This is a genomic window from Amycolatopsis sp. NPDC004378 (assembly GCF_053602455.1).
Window position 1 is genome coordinate 155,464 of sequence record NZ_JBSGDR010000017.1, and the last position, 15,661, is coordinate 171,124.

The window sequence follows — 15,661 nt, forward strand, 5'->3', positions numbered from 1 at the left end:
TCGACGTGCTCGGAGTGCGACGCGTAGTCCACGGCGACCTTGCGGGCCCGGACGCCGTCGGCCGTGTAGCGGGCCACCAGCGCGTCGACCTGGTCCGGGTCGCCGGAGACGGTGACCGCGGCGGTGCCGTTCAGCGCGGCCACGGAAACGCCCGGCGGCAGCTCGATGTCCTCGGCCGGGAGAGCCACGGAAGCCATCGCGCCCCGGCCCGCCAGCGACGCCCGGATCACTTTGCTCCGCAACGCCACGACGCGAGCACCGTCCTCGAGGGACAGTCCACCGGAGACACAGGCCGCGGCGATCTCCCCTTGTGAGTGCCCGATGACAGCGTCCGGCCGGACGCCGTAGGACTCCCACAGCGCGGCCAGCGACACCATGACGGCCCAGCAGGCCGGCTGCACGACGTCGACCCGCTGCAGCATCTCGGCGTCACCCAGGACGTCGGCCAGCCGCCAGTCCACGAACGGTGCGAGGGCGGCGCCGCACTCGGCGAGCCGCTCGGCGAACACCGGCGTGGTTTCGGCGAGGTCCAGGGCCATCCCGGCCCACTGCGAGCCCTGGCCGGGGAAGACGAACACGGTCTTGCCGGGCGTCCCGGCGACCCCGCGCACGGCGGGCTCGGTCAGGCCGGTCAGGAGCGCGTCCCGGCCGGCGCCGACGACGACGGCCCGGTGTTCGAACGCGGACCGCGTGGTGGCCAGCGACGCCGCGACATCGTGCACGTCCTCGGTGGACACGACCTCGGCGAGCCGTTCGGCCTGCCCCTGCAGGGCATCGGCGGTCCGGGCGGACAGCAGCAGCGGCACGACGGACTCCGGGCGCTCCGGCCGTTCCGCCGCGTCCGAAGCGAACTCCTCCAGGATCAGGTGTGCGTTGGTGCCGCTCATCCCGAACGACGACACGCCCGCGCGGCGCGGTCCTTCGGAGAGCCACGGCCGGGTCTCGGTGAGCAGGCTGACGTCGCCCGCGTCCCAGTCGACGTGCGGCGACGGGACTTCGGCGTGCAGGGTCTTCGGCAGCAGGCCGTGCCGGATCGCCTGGACCATCTTGATCACGCCGCCGACGCCGGAGGCCGCCTGCGCGTGCCCGACGTTCGACTTGAACGACCCCAGGTACACCGGCCGGTCCGCGGGCCGCTCGCGCCCGTAGGTGGCGATGATGGCCTGCGCTTCGATCGGGTCGCCGAGCTTCGTGCCGGTGCCGTGCGCCTCGACGACGTCCACATCGGACGGTTCCAGGTGCGCGTTGGCCAGTGCCCGCCGGATCACCCGCTGCTGCGACGGGCCGTTCGGCGCGGTGAGGCCGTTCGACGCGCCGTCGGAGTTGATCGCCGAGCCCTTGATCACCGCGAGCACGCGGTGGCCGTTGCGTTCGGCGTCGGACAGCCGTTCCAGCATCAGCATCCCGGCACCCTCGGCCCAGCTGGCACCGTCGGCGCCGGCCGAGAACGGCTTGCTGCGCCCGTCCGCGGCCAGCGCCCGCTGACGGCTGAACTCGACCAGCGAGACCGGCGTCGACATGACCGTCACGCCGCCGGCGAGGGCGAGCGTGCAGTCGCCGTCCCGCAGGGACTGGCACGCCCAGTGGATCGCGACCAGTGACGACGAGCAGGCGGTGTCGATCGAAACCGCGGGGCCTTCCAGGCCGAAGGTGTAGGCGACCCGGCCGGAGAGCACGCTCGGCGAGTTGCCGGTGCCGAGGAAGCCCTCGAAGCTGTCGGTCGCGGCGCCGAGCAGGCCGCCGTAGTCCTGGTAGGTGATGCCGGCGAAGACGCCGGTGCGGCTGCCGCGCAGCGTGGCCGGGTCGATCCCGGCGCGTTCCATCGACTCCCACGACACTTCCAGCAGCAGGCGGTGCTGCGGGTCCATCGCGACGGCCTCACGCGGGCTGATCCCGAAGAAGCCGGGGTCGAACGCGCCGGCGTCGTGCAGGAACCCGCCCTCGCGGGCGTAGCAGGTGCCGGGCGCGTCCGGGTCGGTGTCGTAGAGCGCTTCGAGGTCCCAGCCGCGGTCGGTGGGGAACGGCGAGATCGCGTCGCCACCCGCGGCGACCAGGCGCCAGAGGTCTTCGGGGTCGGCGATGCCGCCCGGGTAGCGGCACGCCATGCCGACGATCGCGATCGGCTCGTCGACCCGCGTGACGACCTCGGTGTTCTCTTCTTCCTCGCCGAACAGCTCCGCGTGCAGGGCCTTCGCCAGCGCGCCCGGGTTCGGGTGGTCGAAGACCGAGGTCGCGGGCAGCCGCAGGCCGGTCGCGGTGTTCAGCGCGTTGCGCAGCTGGACGGCGGTCAGGGAGTCGACGCCCAGTTCCTTGAATGCGCGGTCGGCGCCGACCGCGTCCGGCCCGGCGTGGCCGAGCACGAGCGCGGCCTCGGTGCGGACGATCTCGAGGAGGGCCCGGTGCCGGTCGGCCTCGGGCAGGCGGGCGAGCTTCTGGTGCAGCGCGTTGCCCGCGTCGGCCACCCGGGCGACCACCCGGCGGGTCTTGACCGGCTCCTTCGCCGGGGCGGTTTCCGCGACGCGCAGCGCTCCGCGGGTTCCCAGCAGGGCGAACGTCTCGCCGGGGCGGCAAGCGAGCGCGCTGTGCGCGACGGCTTCGAGCACGGCGGTCTGCGCCGCGACCAGGCCTTCGCCGCCCGCCGAAGTCAGGACGACGAGCTCGATGCCCAGCTCGGCGAGGTTGAACGCGATGTCGGCGCGGTCGCGCAGATCCGCCGCGCCCTCGGCGAGTCCGATGTGGACCGCCGCGGTCACGTCCGGGACGTCCCGGAGCGCCCGGGCGAGTTCGTACCGGTCGGCGGGGTCGCAGACGACGACGTCGGCTCCCGGCACGGGCGCCGCGCCGAGCACGACGAGCCGCCGGACGCCCCGCTCTTCGGCGAGGTATCGCGCGACGGCGGCCCCCAGCTCGCCGGACGCGCCGGTGAGCAGCACGGTCCCCCCGGGCTTCCAGGCGTCCGGCGTGACCGCCGTGGTCCGCGGCTCGTAGGCGACGTCACCGCGCATCGCGAGCCGGTCCACGCCCGGCTCGACGGCGGCCCCGTCGACGAGCGCGAACCGGCCGGGGTACCGCGCCAGCAGCGGTTCCACGGCACCCCAGACGGCGGCCTCCACGACGTCCGGCACCTCGCCGGGGGTCACCGCGACCGCGCCGCGGGTCGCGAACACCAGCCGCGAGCCGGCGCACCGCGGGTCGGCCAGCCAGGCCGTGACCAGCGCCAGCGCCCGCTGCGCGGAAGCCCAGACGGCCCACGTGACGTCGTCGGTGTCCTCGGGCCGGCAGGACGCGAACACGACCTCGGGCACCGCACCGGCGGCGATCAGCTCGGCCGGCTCCCGGTAGGCGGGCAGCTCTTCGAGGCCGGGCAGACTCCCCAGCACCGCGGCCTGCCGGGCGACCGGGGCAGTGCTGTCACTCACGACCCACTCGACGCGGTGGTGCGTGGTGGCCGCGCGCCGGGTGGCGGGCCGCAGGACGACGGCGTCCGCCGTGGCCACGACCTGGCCCGTCGCGTCGGCCAGCGTCAGCTGAACCGCGGTGCCCGTCACGTGCAGGCGGACTCGCAGCTCGGTCGCGCCCGTCGCGTGCAGGCTGACGCCCGCCCACGAGAACGGCAGCAGGTCCGGCAGGTCGGCGAAGGTCAGCGCGTGCAGCGCCGCGTCCAGCAGGGCCGGGTGCAGGCCCCACTCGCCGGTCGTCGTCCCGGTCGGCAGGGCGACCTCGGCGTACACGTCGTCGCCCGCGCGGTACGCGGCGCGCAGGCCCTGGAACGTCGGGCCGTAGGCGAACCCGGCTGCCGCGCGACGCGCGTAGAAGTCGTCGACCGGCAGCGCGCCCGGGGGCGGCCACTGCGTCAGAGCTTCCGCTTTGGACAGTCCGAGGGCGAGGGTGCCGCCCGCGTGCCGGGTCCAGCCGTCGCCGCGGGTGTAGATGCCGAAGGCGCGGCGCCCGGCGCCGTCCGGCGCCTCGACGCGGACCTGCACCGGCACCCCGCCGCGCTCGGGCAGCACCAGCGGCGCTTCCAGGACCAGCTCCTCGACCTGGTCGCAGCCGGCCTCGTCGGCCGCGCGCAGCGCCAGCTCCACGAAACCCGCGCCGGGGAACAGGATCTCGCCGTCGACGCGGTGTTCGGCCAGCCACGGTACCGCGTCCGCCGAGAGCAGCCCGGTGAGCACGACACCGTCTCCGCCGGCCAGGTCGACGGCCGCCGACAGCAGGCCGTGTCCCGCGCCGCTCTGGCCGAGCGACGCCGGATCGCCGTCGACGTCCGGCACCTCCAGCCAGAACCGCTCGCGCTGGAAGGCGTAGGTGGGCAGGTCGACCCGCGCCCCTTCGCGCAGGACCCGCGCCCACTCCACGCCCCCGCCGTCGACCTGCAGCGCGGCGAGCGCGGCCAGGAGCGTGCGAGCTTCGGGACGGCCGGCCCGCAACGCCGGCACGGCCACCGGTTCGCCGTCGGCGGTCTCGGCGACCATCGCCGAGAGCACCCCGGCCGGGCCCAGCTCCAGGAACCGGGTCACCCCGCGGCCGGCGAGCGTGCGGACGCCGTCGGCGAACCGGACCGTCGCGCGGACCTGCCGGACCCAGTACTCCGGGTCGCCCAGGCCGGTCGCCACTTCGCCGGTGACGGTGGAGACCACCGGCACGGCCGGTTCGTGGTAGGTCAGCCCGGCCGCGACCTCGCGGAACCCGGCGAGCATGCCGTCCATCCGCGCCGAGTGGAAGGCGTGGCTCACCCGCAGGCGCCTGGTCTTCTCGAACCGCGCGGCGACGGCCAGCACGGCCTCCTCGTCGCCCGACACCACGACCGACGCCGGCCCGTTGACCGCGGCCAGCGACACGCCGTCGGTCAGCAGCGGCGTGACCTCGGCTTCGGTGGCCGCGACGGTGACCATCGCCCCGCCTTCGGGCAGGGCCTGCATCAGACGCGCACGGGCGGCGACGAGCGTGCACGCGTCCTCGATGGACAGCACGCCCGCGACGTGCGCGGCCGCCAGTTCGCCGATGGAGTGGCCGCCGACGAAGTCCGGGCGCACGCCCCAGTCTTCGACCAACCGGAACAGGGCCACTTCGACCGCGAACAGGGCGGGCTGGGTGTATTCGGTCCGGTCCAACAGGTCTCCGTCGCCGAACACGACGTCGCGGAGCGGCAGGTCGAGGTGCGCGCACACCGCGTCGAAGGCGTCGGCGAACACCGGGAACTCGCGGTAGAGCTCCCGGCCCATGCCGGGCCGCTGGGCGCCCTGGCCGGTGAAGAGGAACGCCGTGCGGCCGGGCGCGGCCGTCCCGCGCACCACCCCGGCGGACTTGACGCCCTCGGCGAGCGCCGTGAGCCCGGCCCGCAACTCGGCGTCGTCCTCGGCCAGCACGACCGCGCGGTGCTCGAACGCCGAGCGGGTGGTGGCCAGCGACCAGGCCAGGTCGGCCGGGTCGGTGCCGACGTGGCCGAGCAGGCTCGCGGCCTGCGCCCGCAGCGCCGCCTCCGACCGGCCGGACAGCGCCAGCGGGACGAGCCCGGTGTGCCGCGGCCGGGGCAGCTCCGGCTCGGCGGCCGGGGCTTCTTCGAGAATGACGTGCGCGTTCGTGCCGCTGACCCCGAACGCGGACACCCCGGCGCGGCGCCGGTGCCCGTTCGCCTCCCACGGTGTCGCCTCGGTGAGCAGGGCGACGCGACCCGTCGTCCAGTCCACTTCGGACGACGGCTGCGCGGCGTGCAGGGTCTTCGGGAGCAGTCCGTTCCGGACGGCCAGGACCATCTTGATCACCCCGGCGACCCCGGCCGCGGCCTGGGTGTGCCCGAGGTTGGACTTCAGGGAGCCGAGCCACAGCGGGCGTTCGCGGTCCCGGCCGTAGGTGGCCAGGAGGGCCTGCGCCTCGATCGGGTCGCCCAGCTTCGTTCCCGTGCCGTGCCCTTCGACAGCGTCCACATCGGACGGAGTCAGACCCGAGTCGGCGAGCGCGGCCTGGATCACCCGCTGCTGCGACGGGCCGTTGGGCGCGGTGAGGCCGTTGGACGCGCCGTCGGAGTTCACGGCGGAGCCGCGGACCACCGCGAGCACGGTGTGCCCCAGGCGTTGCGCGTCGGAAAGCCGCTCCAGCACGAGCATGCCGACGCCTTCGGACCAGCCGGTGCCGTCGGCGCCGTCGGAGAAGGCCTTGCAGCGGCCGTCCGGCGCGAGGCCTCGCTGGCGGCTGAACTCGACGAACGCACCGGGGTTGGCCATCACCGCGACGCCGCCGGCCAGCGCCAGCGAGCACTCCCCCGAGCGCAGGGACCGGGTGGCCAGGTGCAGCGCGACCAGCGAGGACGAGCACGCCGTGTCCAGCGTGACGGCCGGGCCCTCGACGCCGAGGTGGTAGGCGATCCGTCCGGAAAGGACACTGCCCGCGTTGCCGGTGAGCAGGTGCCCGCCGAGCCCTTCGGGAGCTTCGCGCAGGCCTGCGGCGTAACCCGAGACGCCCGCGCCGATGAACACCCCCGAGGGGCTGCCCGCCAGGGACCGCGGGTCGATCCCCGCGCGTTCCAGGGCTTCCCACGCGCCCTCGAGCAGCAGCCGCTGCTGCGGGTCGGTGGCCAGCGCCTCGCGCGGGCTCATCTCGAAGAACGCGGCATCGAACTCGCCGGCGCCGGTCAGGAAGCCGCCGTCTCGGGAGTAGCTCTTGCCTTCGGCGTCCGGGTCCGGGTCGTAGAGGCCCTCGACGTCCCAGCCGCGGTCCTCGGGCCAGGCCGAAATGGCGTCACCGCCGTCGGCCAGCAGCTGCCACAGCTCCTCCGGCGAGGTGATCCCGCCGGGCAGGCGGCAGCTCATGCCGACGATCGCGATCGGCTCGTCGGCCTCCGCGGCGCGTTTCGGAGCGACGAGAGCGGAGTCGGTGCCGAACAGCTCACCGGCCAGGAAGCCGGCGAGGACGGTGACCGACGGGTGGTCGAAGACGAGCGTCGACGGCAGCTTCAGACCCGTCGCCGCGCTCAGGCGGTTGCGCAGTTCGACCGCCGTCAGCGAGTCGAAGCCCAGGTCGCGGAACGGCCGGTCGACCGCGACGGACCCCGGGTCGGGGTGCCCGAGTGCCACCGCGGCTTCCCGCTGGACGAGGTCGAGCAGGTCACCGGCGGACAGTTCGGGCCGGACCGCGTCGACCGGGACGTCGAGGGCGTCCCGGACCTCCGGCAGGTCGCCGAGCAGCGCGCTGGCCCGGACGGCGGTGAAGCCCGGTGCGAACCGGGCCCAGTCGACGTCGGCCACGGTGACCGCGGTGTCGCCCGCGTCCAGGGCCCGGCGCAACGCGGTGATCGCCAGGTCCGGCGGCACCGGCCGGAGCCCGCGGCGGCGCAGGTGGTCTTCGGCGCCCTCGTCGGCCAGCATGCCGCCGCCCGCCCAGGGACCCCAGGCGACCGACGTCGCGGCGAGCCCCGCCGCGCGGCGCTGGTGAGCGAGCCCGTCGAGGAAGGCGTTCGCGGCGGCGTAAGCGCTCTGGCCGCCGCTGCCCCAGACACCCGCGATGGAGGAGAACAGCACGAACGCGTCGAGTTCGCGGTCCCCGAGGACGGCGTGCAGGTTCGCCGCCCCCGCGAGCTTGGCCGCGGTGAACCCGGCGAACTCGGCCACGCCGAGCCCGGCGAGCGGCGCGGCCTGCGCGACCCCGGCGGCGTGCACGACGGCCCGCAGCCCGTCGATGCCCGCGACCAGCGCCGCGACGGCGTCGCGATCGGTGACGTCGCAGGCGGCGACGGTCACGGTGACGCCGAGCGCGGTCAGCTCGTCACGCAGGTCCGGCGCCCCGGCGGCGTCGAGGCCCCGGCGGCCGGCCAGGACGAGGTGCTCGGCGCCGGTGCGGGCGAGCCAGCGGGCGACCTCGGCGCCCAGGGCCCCGGTGCCGCCGGTGACCAGCACGGTCCCGCGCGGCCGCCACGACGGGCCGGACGTGGTCGCGGGGGCGCGTTCGAGGCGCGCAGCGAAGACGGCGGAGTCGCGGACGGCGACCTGGTCCTCGGTCCCCGCGAGGACGCCCGCCAGCCGGGCGACCGCGCGGTCGTCGAGGACGGCGGGCAGGTCGACGAGACCGCCCCAGCGCTCCGCGTGTTCGAGGGCGGCGGTGCGGCCGAAGCCCCAGAACGCCGCCTGCGTCGCGCTGCGGACCGGGTCGGCCCGGCCGGCCGAGACCGCGCCCGAGGTCACGCACCACAGCGGCGCGGTGGGCGTCTGCGCGAGACGCAGGGTCTCGGCGAGCCCGATCGAAATCGCCGGGTCGTCCGGCGCGGGCCGTTCGTCGAAGGCGAGCAGCGACAGCACCCCCGCGAAGTCACCGTGCTGTTCGGCCAGCTCGGCCAAGCGGACCGGCACGCAGTCGAGCCCCGCGGTCAGCGTCTCCACGAGACCCGGCTCGACGCCCTCCTCCGGCAGCACCAGCAGCCAGGTGCCCGGCTTCGCCTCGGTCTTGCCGGTCAGCGGGCGCCAGTTCACCGCGTACCGCCAGTTGTCCACAGTAGACAAGTTCGTGCGGTCGCCGTGCCACCGCGCGAGCAGCGGAAGGGCGCGGTCGAGGCCGTCCAACGCGGACTCGGCGACGTCCAGGGTCGCGGCGAGCGCGGGCAGGTCCGCGTTCTCGACGGCCGACCAGAACTCGCCGTCGACCGTGGGCGCCACGGTGGTCTTCTCGGGGACGCGCGGCCAGTACCGCTCGCGCTGGAACGGGTAGGTGGGCAGCACGACGAACCGCCCCGGCCGCAGCACCGCCTTCCAGTCCGGCGTGTGCCCGCCGACGTGCAGGTGGGCCAGTGCCGCCAGCAGTGTCCGCTCCTCGGGCCGGCCCTTCCGCAGGGTGGCCGTCGCGGGCAGGGTCTCCTGCGCCAGCGCGGCGAGCACGCCGTCCGGACCGAGCTCGACGCACCCGGTGACGCCCAGCGCGGCCAGCGCGCCGACGGCGTCGGCGAACCGCACGGGTTCGCGGACCTGACGCACCCAGTACACCGGGTTCAGGATCTCGTCCCCGGCGAGCCGTCCGGACACAGTGGACACCAGAGGGATCTTCGGCGGGTTCAGGGTCAGGCCGTCGGCGACCGCCGCGAAGGCGTCCAGCATCGGGTCCATCAGGGCCGAGTGGAACGCGTGCGACACGGTCAGGCGCCGGACCTTCCGGCCCAGCCCGGCGAAGTGCCGCTCGACCGCTTCCACCGCGTCGGCTTCACCCGACACGACTGTCGCTTGAGGACCGTTGATCGCCGCGAAGCCGACGCCATCACCCAGCACGGCGGCGACCTCGTCTTCGGTCGCCTCCACGGCCAGCATCGCGCCGCCGCCCGGCAGCGCCTGCATCAGGCCCGCGCGAGCGGCCACCAGCGTGCACGCGTCTTCGAGCGAAAACACCCCCGCGACGTGCGCGGCGGCCAGCTCACCGATCGAATGCCCGGCAACGTAGTCCGGCCGGACACCCCACGCCTCCAGCAGCCGGAACAGCGCCACCTCGACCGCGAACAGCGCGGGCTGGGTGTACCCCGTCCGGTTCAGCCGCTCGGCGTCGGCGAAGACGGTCCGGTCCAGGTCGAGGTGCGCGCACACCGCGTCGAACGCGTCCGCGAACACGGGGAACCGCTCGTACAGCTCCGCCCCCATGCCGACCCGCTGCGATCCCTGACCCGAGAACAGGAACGCCGGCTTCCCGGCGAGCTGCGTCCCCTGGACCAGGTTCGCGGCCGAGCCGCCGGACGCCAGCGCGCTCAGGCCGCTCGCCAGCTCGGCGAAGCCGTCGCCGAGCACGACGGCCCGGTGCTCGAACGCGGTCCGCGCGGCCAGGCCGGCCGCCACGTCCGCGACGTCGGTCTCGCCCAGCTCCAGCAGGTTCCTCGCCGCGTCCCGCAGTGCGGCTTCGGACCGGCCGGACAGGACCCACGGCACCAGGCCGCGCTCGGTGGCCGGCGCGTCGACCGCAGGCACGCCCTCGAGGATGACGTGGGCGTTCGTGCCGCTCACGCCGAACGACGACACGCCCGCGCGCCGCGGCCGCTCCCCCTCCGGCCAGTCCCGGGGCTCGGTCAGCACCGCGACGCCCGCCCAGTCGACGTGCCGCGAAGGCGTGTCGACGTGCAGGGTCTTCGGCAGCAGTCCGTTTTGGAGGGACAGCACCATCTTGATGATCCCGGCGACGCCCGCCGCGGCCTGCGTGTGCCCGATGTTCGACTTCAGCGAGCCGAGCCACAACGGCGTTTCCCGGTCCCGGCCGTAGGTCGCCGCCAAGGCCTGCGCCTCGATCGGATCGCCCAGCGTCGTGCCGGTCCCGTGCGCCTCGACAGCGTCCACATCGGACGGTTCCAGACCCGCGTTCGCCAGCGCCGCGCGGATCACCCGCTGCTGCGACGGCCCGTTCGGAGCGGTCAGGCCGTTCGAAGCGCCGTCCTGGTTCACGGCCGAGCCACGCACCACCGCGAGCACCGGGTGCCCGTGGCGCCGCGCGTCCGACAGCCGCTCCACGAGGATCAGGCCGACGCCTTCACCCCAGCCCGTGCCGTCGGCGCCGTCCGCGAACGCTTTGCAGCGGCCGTCTTCGGCGAGCCCGCCCTGCTTGCTGAACTCCAGGAACGCGCCGGGCGTCGTCATCACCGTCACGCCGCCGACCAGCGCCATCGACGACTCGCCCGAGCGCAGCGACTGCGCCGCCCAGTGCAGCGCGACCAGCGACGACGAGCACGCGGTGTCGACCGTGACGGCCGGTCCTTCCAGGCCGAGCACGTACGAGATCCGGCCGGAGACGACCGACCCGGCGTTCCCGGTGCCGGTGTGCCCGTCGGCCCCGGTCTCGCCGACCTCGCGCAGCAGCGCCGCGTAGTCCTGCCCGTTCGTTCCGATGTAGACACCGACCTGCGCGCCGCGCACCGACTGCGGGTCGATGCCCGCCCGCTCGAACGTCTCCCACGCCGTCTCCAGCAGCAGCCGCTGCTGCGGGTCCATCGCCAGGGCTTCACGCGGTGAGATCCCGAAGAAGCCGGGGTCGAAGTCCGTGACGCCGTCGAGGAAACCGCCGTGGCGCGTGTAGCTGGTGCCCTCGTGGTCGCGATCCGGGTGGTACAGCTCGGCCAGCGGCCAGCCGCGGTCCTCGGGGAACGTCGTGATCGCGTCCCGGCCGCCGGCCAGCAGCTCCCACAGGTCCTCGGGCGACCGCACGCCGCCGGGCAGGCGGCAGGCCATCGAGACGATGGCGAGCGGCTCGTCTTCGACGGCTGCAGCGGCGCGCGAGACGACCGGGGCCGCGACGGACCCGGCCAGCTCCTCCCGCAGGAACGTGGCGACCGCGGCCGGCGTCGGGTAGTCGAACACCAGCGTCGCGGGCAGCGCGCGCCCGGTCGCGGCGCCGAGGCCGTTGCGCAGTTCGACGGCGGTCAGCGAGTCGACGCCGAGGTCCTTGAACGCCCGCTCCGGGTCGACCGACTCCGGCCCGGGGTAGCCGAGCACGGCCGCGGCCTGCGCGCGGACGACGTCGAGCAGCAGCGCGTGCTGGTCGTCGGTGGACAGTCCGGGCAGCCGCCCGGCCAGCGGCCGCTCCTCGGTGGCCGGCATCGCGTCCCGCGCCTCGGGCAGCTCGCCGAGCAGCGGGCTCGTCCGCGTGGTCGTGAAGCCGGGGACGAACTTCGCCCAGTCGACGTCGGCGATGAGGGGGTTGGCTTCGCCGCCGGCGATCGCGCGGCGCAGTGCGGCGACGGCCGGCCGCGGGGCCATCGGCGGCACGCCACCCCGGCGCATCCGGTCGGCGACCAGGTCGTCGGCCGCCATGCCGCTGCCGCCCCACGGGCCCCAGGCCACGGACGTGGCGGGCAGCCCGGTGGCGCGGCGCTGTTCGGCGAGCGCGTCGAGCCCGGCGTTGGCGGCCGCGTAGGCCGCCTGGCCGATCGCGCCGAGGCTGCCCGCGAAGGAGGAGAACAGGACGAACGCGGACAGGTCGCGGTCGCGGGTCAGCTCGTCGAGGTGCCGGGCGGCCTCGAACTTGGGCCGGAACACGGTGTCCAGCTGCCCGGCGGTGACCCCGTCCAGTACGGCGTCGTCGAGGACGCCGGCGGTGTGCAGCACGGCGTCGAGGCCGGGCAGCGACTCGAGGAGCCCGGCCACGGCGTCGCGGTCGCCGACGTCGCAGGCGGTGACGGTGACGCGGGTGCCGAGCGCGGCCAGTTCGTCCCGCAGCGCCGTGGCGCCGGGCGCGTCGAGGCCGCGACGGCTGGTCAGCACGAGGTGTTCGGCGCCGGCTTCGGCGAGGCTGCGCGCGACGACCGCGCCGAGCGCGCCGGTGCCGCCGGTGATCAGCACGGTCCCGGCCGGCGACCACGGTTCGGCGGCCGGGCCGGTGGTCCGCTTCACCCGGCGGCCGAACACGCCCGACGCCCGAAGAGCCACCTGGTCCTCGGCCGAGTTCAGTACCGCCGTCAGCCGGTCGAGGGCGCGTTCGCCGAGGTCTTCGGGCAGGTCGACGAGACCGCCCCAGCGCTGCGGGTACTCGAGCGCGGCCACCCGGCCGAGACCCCACAGCGGTGCTTGATCGACGGTTCGCAGCGGGTCGGACGACCCGGTGGAGACGGCGCCACGGGTGGCGACCCAGACCGGGGCGGTCGCGGCCCGCACCAGCTCGACCGTGCGCAGCAGCGTCGTCGTGACGGACGCGGTTTCGTCCAGGGCCAGCAGCGAAAGCACACCGTCCACAGCGGAGTGCGCGGCCAGCTCGGCCGGGGTGACGGGCACGAATCCGCGGCTCGTCAGGCCGTCCAGCACCGGCGACGCGAAGTCCGCGGCCGGGACGACGGCCAGCCAGGTTCCCGAGACCGGGCCTGGCAGGGAGACGGGCGTCCAGTCGATCCCGTACCGCCAGGAGTCCACAGTGGACTGCTCCTGGCGCCGGGCGCGGTAGGCCGAGAGCGCGGGCAGCAGTTCGCCGACCGCGTCCTCCGGCAGGTCGAGCACCTCGGCGAGAGTGCCGGAGTCCACCGCGGACCAGAACGCGTCGTCCCCGGTGCCGGTGGGGAGCGTGGGCTCCAGCCAGTAGCGCTGCCGCTGGAAGCGGTACGTCGGCAGGTCGACGCGGCGGCCGCCGGTCAGCACCTTCGCCCAGTCGGGCCCGTGGCCGGAGACGTGCATCCGGGCCAGGCCGGTCAGCGCGGCCGGCCCTTCCGGCCGGTCGCGGCGCAGGAGGGCGGCCACGGCGGCGCCGTCGGGCAGGCAGTCCTGGGCGAGCGCGGCCAGCGCGCCGTCGGGGCCCAGCTCGAGGAAGCCGGTCACGCCCGCCTCGCGCAGCCAGCCGACGCCGTCGGCGAACCGCACGGCCTCGCGGACGTGCGAGACCCAGTAGTCCGGCGAGGTGAGCCGGTCGGCGAGCGCCCCGGTGACGTTGGAGACGACCGCGATCTTCGGCGGGTGGAACGTGAGGCCGTCGAGGACCTGGCGGAACTCGGCGAGCATGCCGTCCATGCGGGCGGAGTGGAACGCGTGCGAGACGTCGAGGCGCTTGGTCTTGCGGCCCAGCTCGGCGAAGCGCGCGGCGGCGGCCAGCACTTCGTCCTCGTCACCGGAGAGCACGATCGACGACGGCCCGTTGACGGCCGCGACCGAGACCCCGTCGACCTCGTCTTCGGTCGCCTGGACGGCCACCATCGCACCACCGGCGGGCAGCGCCTGCATGAGCCGGCCCCGCGCGGCGACCAGCGTGCACGCGTCGGCCAGCGACAGGACCCCGGCCAGGTGGGCGGCGACGAGCTCGCCGATGGAGTGGCCCAGCAGGTAGTCCGGCCGGTAGCCCCACGACTCGGCCAGCCGGAACAGCGCCACCTCGAGCGCGAACAGCGCGGGCTGGGTGTACGCGGTCTCGTCGAGGTGCTCGCCCGAGGCGATGACCGTCCGCAGTGGACGGTCCAGGTGCCGGTCGAACTCCGCGCACACCTCGTCGAAGGCGGCGGCGAAGACCGGGAAGCGCCCGGCCAGTTCGGCACCCATGCCGCGGCGCTGCGAACCCTGGCCGGTGAACAGGAACGCGAGCTTGCCCGGCTGGATCGTCCCGCGCACCAGGCCGGGCGCGACGCCGTCCGCCGCGAGGGCGTCGAGACCGCGCAGCAGTTCGGCGCGGTCGGCGGCGAGGACGACCGCGCGGTCGTCCAGCGCCGCCCGGCCGGTGGCGAGCGACCAGGCCAGGTCCGCCAGGTTTCCTTCTTCCGCGACGGTCCGGACGCTCTCGGACTGCGCGCGCAAGGCGGCCGCACCTCGGGCGGAAACCAAGAACGGGTACGGGCCGGGCGCCGGGACCACTTCGGCCTCTTCGGCCACGGGCGGCTCGGACAGCAGGACGTGCGCGTTGGTGCCGCTGACGCCGAACGCCGACACCCCGGCGCGGCGGGGCGCGTCGCGCTCCGGCCACGGCATCGCCTCGCCCAGCAGCTCGACCGAGCCGGCCGACCAGTCCACATGGGACGTCGGGGCGTCGAGGTGCAGGGTCTGCGGCAGGTGCCCGTGGCGCAGGGCCAGCACCATCTTGATGACGCCCGCCGCGCCGGACGCGGCCTGGGTGTGCCCGATGTTGGACTTCAGCGCGCCCACGCGCAGCGGCCGGCTGGCCGGGCGGTTCTGCCCGTAGGTGGCCAGCAGGGCCTGCGCCTCGATCGGGTCGCCCAGCGTCGTGCCGGTGCCGTGCGCTTCGACGACGTCCACATCGGACGGTGAAAGTCCGGCCGCGGCGAGAGCCGCGCGGATCACCCGTTGCTGGGACGGGCCGTTCGGCGCCGTCAGGCCGTTGGACGCGCCGTCGGAGTTGACCGCCGAGCCCTCGATCACCGCGAGCACCGGGTGGCCGCGGCGCTGCGCGTCGGACAGGCGCTCGAGCAGCAGCAGGCCGACGCCCTCGCCCCAGCCGGTGCCGTCGGCGGCCTCGGCGAACGGCTTGCAGCGGCCGTCGCCGGCCAGGCCGCCCTGGCGGGCGAACTCGAGGAAGACGGCCGGGGTCGACATGATCGTCGCGCCGCCGGCCAGCGCGAGCGAGCACTCCCGCCTGCGCAGGGCCTGGCCGGCGAGGTGCAGGGCGACCAGCGCGGACGAGCACGCCGTGTCGACGGTGACCGCGGGGCCTTCCAGGCCGTAGCTGTAGGCGAGCCGCCCGGAGAGCACGCTGCCCGCGTTGCCGGTGAGCAGGTGCCCGGCGACCTCGCCGGATTCGCTGCCGATGCCGTAGCCGGACGGCGTCGAGCCGACGAAGACGCCGGCGGACGTGCCGGTCAGCGAACCGGGGTCGATCCCCGCGCGTTCGAAGACCTCCCACGACACTTCGAGCAGGAGCCGCTGCTGGGGGTCGGTGGCCAGCGCCTCGCGCGGGCTGATCCCGAAGAAGGCCGGGTCGAACGTCGTGGCGGTGTCGACGAACCCGCCCGTGCGCGCGTAGTCGCCGCCCGCGACGTCCCAGCCGCGGTCGCCGGGGAACGCCGACATCGCGTCGGTCCCCGCGGTGACCAGGTCCCAAAGCTCTTCCGGGGACGTGACACCGCCCGGGAACCGGCAGCCCATCGCGACGATCGCGATCGGCTCCCGCTCCCCCGCCTCCAGGTCCTGGAGGCGTTGCCGGGTCTCGGCGAGGTCGGTCGTGACCCACTTCAGGTAGTCCCGGAGCTTCTCTTCGTTCACCAGCGCCCTCGCCTGCGGTCCTCCAC

General features: G+C 75.1%; 1 protein-coding gene (cut by a window edge). It reads right to left on the bottom strand.

Features of this window, described 5'->3' with window-relative positions:
• Positions 1–15,635: the 5' portion of a type I polyketide synthase gene (locus ACWEN0_RS36600; protein WP_451984136.1), read on the bottom strand. 8,542 nt of this gene lie to the left of the window's left edge; the window shows 15,635 of its 24,177 coding nt (coding positions 1–15,635); it begins with the start codon at positions 15,633–15,635; its stop codon lies beyond the left edge, outside the window.
• Between the last annotated feature and the right edge of the window lie 26 nt (positions 15,636–15,661).